7 protein-coding genes are annotated in these 5,361 nt (G+C 73.5%); 3 read left to right on the top strand and 4 right to left on the bottom strand.

The window, feature by feature from the left end; translation table 11 throughout:
• A partial coding sequence (locus VGD85_RS23120; protein ID WP_331065786.1) for a hypothetical protein occupies positions 1 to 509 on the bottom strand: 509 nt, incomplete at its 3' end.
• A 238-nt stretch (positions 510 to 747) separates the two neighbouring features.
• Between VGD85_RS23120 and VGD85_RS23115 the strand changes: the two genes are divergently transcribed.
• Positions 748 to 1,125 (top strand): hypothetical protein, encoded by a 378-nt coding sequence (locus tag VGD85_RS23115; RefSeq protein WP_331065785.1) that lies wholly within the window; start codon positions 748 to 750, stop codon positions 1,123 to 1,125.
• Positions 1,126 to 1,129: 4 nt separating this feature from the next.
• Positions 1,130 to 1,981, top strand: a complete 852-nt coding sequence (locus VGD85_RS23110; protein ID WP_331065784.1) for a serine/threonine-protein kinase — start codon at positions 1,130 to 1,132, stop codon at positions 1,979 to 1,981.
• Between the two features lie 99 nt (positions 1,982 to 2,080).
• Here VGD85_RS23110 and VGD85_RS23105 read toward each other — a convergent pair whose 3' ends face one another.
• Genes VGD85_RS23105 through VGD85_RS23095 form a run of 3 tightly spaced genes read right to left on the bottom strand, consistent with a single transcriptional unit; the run spans position 2,081 to position 4,606 of the window.
• Positions 2,081 to 2,749, bottom strand: a complete 669-nt coding sequence (locus tag VGD85_RS23105) for a response regulator transcription factor (RefSeq protein WP_331065783.1) — start codon at positions 2,747 to 2,749, stop codon at positions 2,081 to 2,083.
• Entirely contained in the window at positions 2,734 to 4,221 is a 1,488-nt protein-coding gene (locus VGD85_RS23100) for an ATP-binding protein (RefSeq protein WP_331065782.1), read from the bottom strand. The genes VGD85_RS23105 and VGD85_RS23100 overlap by 16 nt, the downstream gene beginning before the upstream one ends.
• Positions 4,193 to 4,606 carry a hypothetical protein gene (locus tag VGD85_RS23095; protein WP_331065781.1) on the bottom strand — a complete coding sequence of 138 codons (414 nt, stop codon included), beginning with the start codon at positions 4,604 to 4,606 and terminating at the stop codon, positions 4,193 to 4,195. The genes VGD85_RS23100 and VGD85_RS23095 overlap by 29 nt, the downstream gene beginning before the upstream one ends.
• A gap of 143 nt (positions 4,607 to 4,749) precedes the next feature.
• Between VGD85_RS23095 and VGD85_RS23090 the strand changes: the two genes are divergently transcribed.
• On the top strand, positions 4,750 to 5,361 hold a 612-nt coding region (locus VGD85_RS23090), incomplete at its 3' end, for an AMP-binding protein (RefSeq protein WP_331065780.1).

The following is a 5,361-nucleotide window of genomic DNA, read 5'->3' as shown; positions in this document are numbered from 1 at the left end:
AGGACCAGCCCGAGCGCGATCGCGCCGGCGAGGTGGGCGGCCAGCATGACCGGGCCCTGCTCGGCGAGGTGGTGCAGCAGGTGCGTCACGGCCGTGGTCGGCACCCCGGGGCCGTCGTGGCCGCCGCCGACCGGCGTGGCGGCGTACGCGTCGAGCAGCGAGCCCACCCGCCGGCCGTCTGCGTCGACGGGCAGGTGCGCGGCCTGGCCGGGCATGCCGTGCGTCGGCATGCCGTGCGTCTGCATGCCGTGCGTCTGCATGCCGGGCATCCCGGCATGCCCGCCTGCCGTGCTCGCGTCACCGCGGTGACCGGCCAGGGCCGACAGCGCGGTATGGGCGACGGCCTGCCCGCCGACGACGAGCAGGACGATCCGGCGGGTCGAGGCGGGACCGAGGAGGAACCGGCCGGCGAGGGCCACGAAGCCGGCGGCCAGCGCGAGCAGCGCGAGCGGGTGCGGCAGCAGACCGCCCGCCGACACGTGCGAGACCGTTCCGGTGCCGAGCATCACGGTCCCGAGCAGGGCAGCGCGCGCCCACACCAGGAACGGCGGCGCGGGGGCTGCGGTCGCGGGACGAGACGAGATCGCGGGTCTCCGGAGGTCGGCGGGCGGGCGCGCACAGGATACGGCCCGGGGTATCCGGACGGTGTGAGAGGTCTCTCATCGCGGGCTCACGGTCACCTCACCGGCGGTCGGGAGGCTCTCGGTCGACAGCAGTACCGATCCACTCGACACCGAGGAGACGACGATGAACAAACTGATGACGACGGGCACGCTCGGGCTCGCGGCCCTGGTCACGACCGGGCTCATCGCCTGGCAGGCGCCGCTGGCGATGGCCGACCAGGGCGCCGACGACACCGGCGGCGACGACCGCCACCACCACAGCAAGGCGTTCAAGCGCGACGACGACGCGCAGGCCGTGGTGACGACGGTGGACGACGATGATGACGACGACACCGGCCTGGGCGACCAGACCCGGACCCGGAGCCGCACCCGCGGCGCCGTGACCGACGACAGCCGGGGTGGCAGCGTCCGGGACCTGACCAACGACGGTCCGGGGTCGGGGAACGTCGATCGCTCCCGTCACCACACGAACGACGGCACCCGTCACAACACCCGCGGCTGACGCGATGACGTCCCCGTCCTCCTGGAGCTTCCGCGAGGGCGACCCGATCACCGCCGAGCTGACGGTCGTCCGTCGGCTCGGCGGCGGGTCCGCCTACGAGGCCTACCTGGCCTTCGACGAGGTCACCTACGGCCCCGTGGTCGTCAAGGTGGTGCGGCCCGACCAGGTCGCCGACGAGCACGCCCTGCGCGGCCTGGCCCGGGAGGTCGAGGCGCTCGCGACCGTCAACCACCCGGTGGTCGTGCGCGGGCTGCGCCACGAGCTGGTCGGTGCCCGCCCGCACGTGGTGCTCGAGCAGGCCGACGGCCCGCGGCTGTCCACGCTGATCCGGCGCTACGGGCCGCTGCAGCCCCAGCAGTACCTGCCGCTGGCCGTCGACCTGGCCAGCGCGCTGCACTACCTGGGCCACGTCGGCTGGGTGCACCTCGACGTCAAGCCCAGCAACGTGATCATGGGGGCGCCGGCCCGGCTGATCGACCTGTCGGTCGCCCGCCCCGTGGTCGAGGCGGCCCGCACGACGCTGGTCGGCACCGACGCCTACATGGCGCCCGAGCAGGCCGACCCGGAGCGGTACGGCGCGCCGGGACCGGCCAGCGACGTGTGGGGCCTGTGCGCCACGGTGTTCGAGGCGGTCGCGGGCTACCGCGCCTTCGCGGGTCCCGGCCACCCGCAGCTCGTCGAGGACCCGGCCGAGCTGCCGTCCCGGACGCCTCGTGAGGTGGCCGGCGTACTGATGGCCGGCCTCGACCGCACTGCGGCCCACCGGCCGGCCCCGCGCGAGGTGGCCGAGGCGCTCGAGCCGGTGCTCGACCGGCTGCCCGCCGCCCGTCTCGGCGGCGCCCTCAAGGCGTCCTGAGCTCGACCCGCCCGATACGTCACGACGGGTCAACCTCATAAGTCGACATTCCAGGTTGACCCGCCAGAGAGTCTCGGGCGGGTCAACGTGGCAGGTGGGTCAGCGGTTGAACCGGTACCCCATGCCCCGGACCGTGGTGATCGTGCCGGAGCCGAGCTTCTTGCGCAGGTAGCCGACGTACACGTCGACGACGTTGGAGCCGGGGTCGAAGTCCATGCCCCAGACGTGGTCGAGCAGCTGCTCGCGGGAGAGCACCTGGCCGGCGTTCGTCATGAACATCTCGGCGAGCCGGAACTCCCGCGCCGAGAGGTCGACCTGCCGGCCGTCGACGGCGGCGCGCCGGGTGCGCAGGTCGAGGCTCACCCCGCCCGCGGCGAGGACCTCGTCGCGTGGCGCCGGGGCGTCCGGGCACTGGCGCAGCCGGAGCCGGATCCTCGCCAGCAGCTCCGCGAACCGGAACGGCTTCGGCATGTAGTCGTCGGCGCCGCCCTCGAGGGCCGAGACGGTGTCACCCACGGAGTCGCGGGCGGTGAGCACGATGACCGGGACGGTCGAGCCCTGGGCGCGGAGCCGGTCGAGCAGCTCGAACCCGTCGATGCCGGGCAGGCCGATGTCGAGGATCACGAGGTCGACGTCCCCGCGTAGCGCCAGGTCGAGGCCGTCGCGGCCGTCGGCCGCGGTGGTCGTGACGTGGCCCTCGGCGCGCAGCCCCTTGGCCAGGAACGACGAGATCCGCTCCTCGTCCTCCACGATCAGGATGCGGGCCACGGGTCCTCCTCCGCCGGGCTCGGCGCCGATCTCGGCACGGTGATGACGAACCGCGCGCCGCGCGGTGCGGCGTCCTCGACCTCGACCCTGCCGCCGTGCGAACGCGCGATGGCGCTCACGATCGACAGGCCCAGGCCGAAGCCCTCGTCCCCAGGAGGTACGGCGGCGCGGGCGAATCGTTCGAAGATGCGCGCCCGGTCCTCGGGCGGCACGCCGGGCCCGCTGTCGCCGACCCACAGCCGGACCTCGCGCTCGGTGCCGGAGGAGCCGATCGCGATCGTGTCCCCGGGTGCGGTGTGCTTGACCGCGTTGTCGGCCAGCTGGAGCAGCGCCTGCGTCAGCCGCTGCTCGTCGCCGCGGAGCTGCACCTCCGCCGCCTCGTCCAGCGCCCAGGACCGGTCACCGAGCCCGCGGGCCTTCGCGAGCACGTCGACGGTCAGGCCGGCGACGTCGACTGGCCGCAGCTGCAGGAAGTCCGGGCGGTCGCTCTTCGCGAGCAGGATGAGGTCGCCGACCAGCCGTGCCATCCGGTCGACCTCGTCGAGCAGCAGCTCCTTCGTCTCGGCGACGTCCTCGGGGCTGCCGATGTCGAGCAGCTCGAGGTGGCCGCGCAGCACCGTGAGCGGCGTGCGCAGCTCGTGCCCGGCGTCGTCGAGGAACTTGCGCTGGCCCACGAAGGCCGCCTCCAGACGGTCGAGCATGCCGTTGAACGTGCGGGTCAGTGCGGTGATGTCGTCGTGGCCCGTGACCGGCAGCCGGCGGGCCAGGTCGGTCTCGGAGATGTCGTCGGCGGTCTCTCGCAGCGTTCGCAGCGGCGCGAGCAGCCGCCCCGACAGCCAGGCCGCCGCCGCGGTCACGAGCAGCAGCGAGAGCAGCGCGACGATCGCGTAGGTGCGCATCGTGTCGCGCAGCTCGCCCCGGCTCTCCTCGAGGTAGGTCACGATCACGAGAGCCCCCGTCTCGCGGGTGTTGCGCACCGGCTGGACCGTGACCAGCGCCTCGCCGTAGCCGGGCACCGAGATGCGCGTCGAGCCGCCGACGTCGAGGAGCGGGCGGACGGTGTCACGGAACAGCGTCGTCCCCGCGAACGCCTCCTGCGGCGACGCCTTGACCGCGTGGCCGTCGTACCAGCTGACGAGGATCTCGTTGCGGTCGGGGACGTTGCGGGCCAGGAACGTGTCGAGCATCGCGCCGACGCTGTCGAAGGGCCGGCCGGTGTCGGGGTTGAGACCGTCGGTCTGCAGCTTCGCCAGCTCGGCGAGCTCCTGGTCGACCTCGGCGATCACCTGCTCCTCGAGCCGCTCGGACTCGATCGCGTAGACGATCGCGCCCGCGCCGGCGAGCGCGAGCGTGCCGAGGAGTGCCACGGCGGCCGAGATGCGCACCCGCACCGACACGCCCGGCCGGCGGACCGGCCGGGCGCGCCAGCGCGCGATCGCCCGGTCAGTCGCCGCGGCCACCCCGGCCGTCACCGCCGCTCCCGGAGCCGCTGCCGCCGCTGCCACCGCTGCCGCCGTCGTCACCGTGGTGACCACCGTCATCGCGGCCGCCGTCCTCGCCGAAGTGGCCGCGGTGGTCGTCGTCGCGGCCCCAGTCGTCATCGGGGTCGTCGATGTCGTCGGGGTCGAGCTCGACCTCGCCGACCTGGCCCGGGGGCGTCGCGTCGGAGGTCGGGGAGGGCTCGGGAGAGGTGCTCGGCGACCCGGCGGGGGAGGTGGTCGGGTCCGGGTCGTCAATGACGATCGGCGGGCGGGGCGCGGGGTCCTCGGCGGCCGAGGCGACGAGGGAGCCCGCGACGTACGCACCCATCGGGACCAGCAGCGCGAGGGTGAGGAGGACCTTCCAGAGCATCTTCACGACACCACCATCCTCCTCCATGGTGGGGTCCGGGTGAGAGCGGGATGAGAGCTCTCTCATCCCACCGCGGGGCGACCCCGGGCCAACCCCTGGGCAACGTGGGGTCACTAGAGTGAGGGAGGCCACACGACGAGGGAGGCAGCATGATCGTCCCGTTCAGCGTTTCGGACTTCATCGACCGAGCCGTGCAGGTGTACGGCGAGCGGGTGGGGGTCGTCGACGAGCCGGACCAGCCGGCGACGCCGCTGGGCACGGACGGACGGCTCACGTACGCCGAGATGGGCGCCCTGGCGCGCCGGCAGGCCGCGAAGCTCGACGAGCTCGGGCTCGACGTCGGCGACCGGGTCGCGATCGTCAGCCACAACAGCGCCCGGCTGCTCACCTCGTTCTTCGGGGTCAGCGGCTTCGGGCGGGTCCTGGTGCCGGTCAACTTCCGGCTCCGGCCCGACGAGGTCCACTACATCGTCAAGCACTCCGGTGCCCGGGTGCTGCTGGTCGACCCCGAGCTCGAGGAGACGCTCGAGGACGTGCCGGCCGAGTTCAAGTTCGTGCTCGGCAAGGACGAGGACATGTTCGCCGCGCCCCCATCCGAGGGAGGCGCGGAACCGCGGGCCTGGGAGCCGGACGAGAACGCGACCGCCTGCATCAACTACACCTCGGGCACCACCGCCCGTCCCAAGGGCGTCCAGATCACCCACCGCAACATCTGGGTCAACGCGGTCACGTTCGCGATGCACGCCGCGGTGACCGACCGC

The sequence above is a fragment of the Nocardioides sp. genome, from assembly GCF_036401255.1.
Taxonomy (GTDB): Bacteria; Actinomycetota; Actinomycetes; order Propionibacteriales; family Nocardioidaceae; genus Nocardioides.
Note: the sequence above shows the minus strand (reverse complement) of the source record. Positions and strands in the feature narration are given on the sequence as shown.

Excerpts from the sequence above, each read along its gene's own strand:
- VGD85_RS23110 (WP_331065784.1), top strand. The coding sequence starts at position 1,130 with ATGACGTCCCCGTCCTCCTGGAGCTTCCGCGAGGGCGACCCGATCACC.
- VGD85_RS23115 (WP_331065785.1), top strand. The coding sequence starts at position 748 with ATGAACAAACTGATGACGACGGGCACGCTCGGGCTCGCGGCCCTGGTC.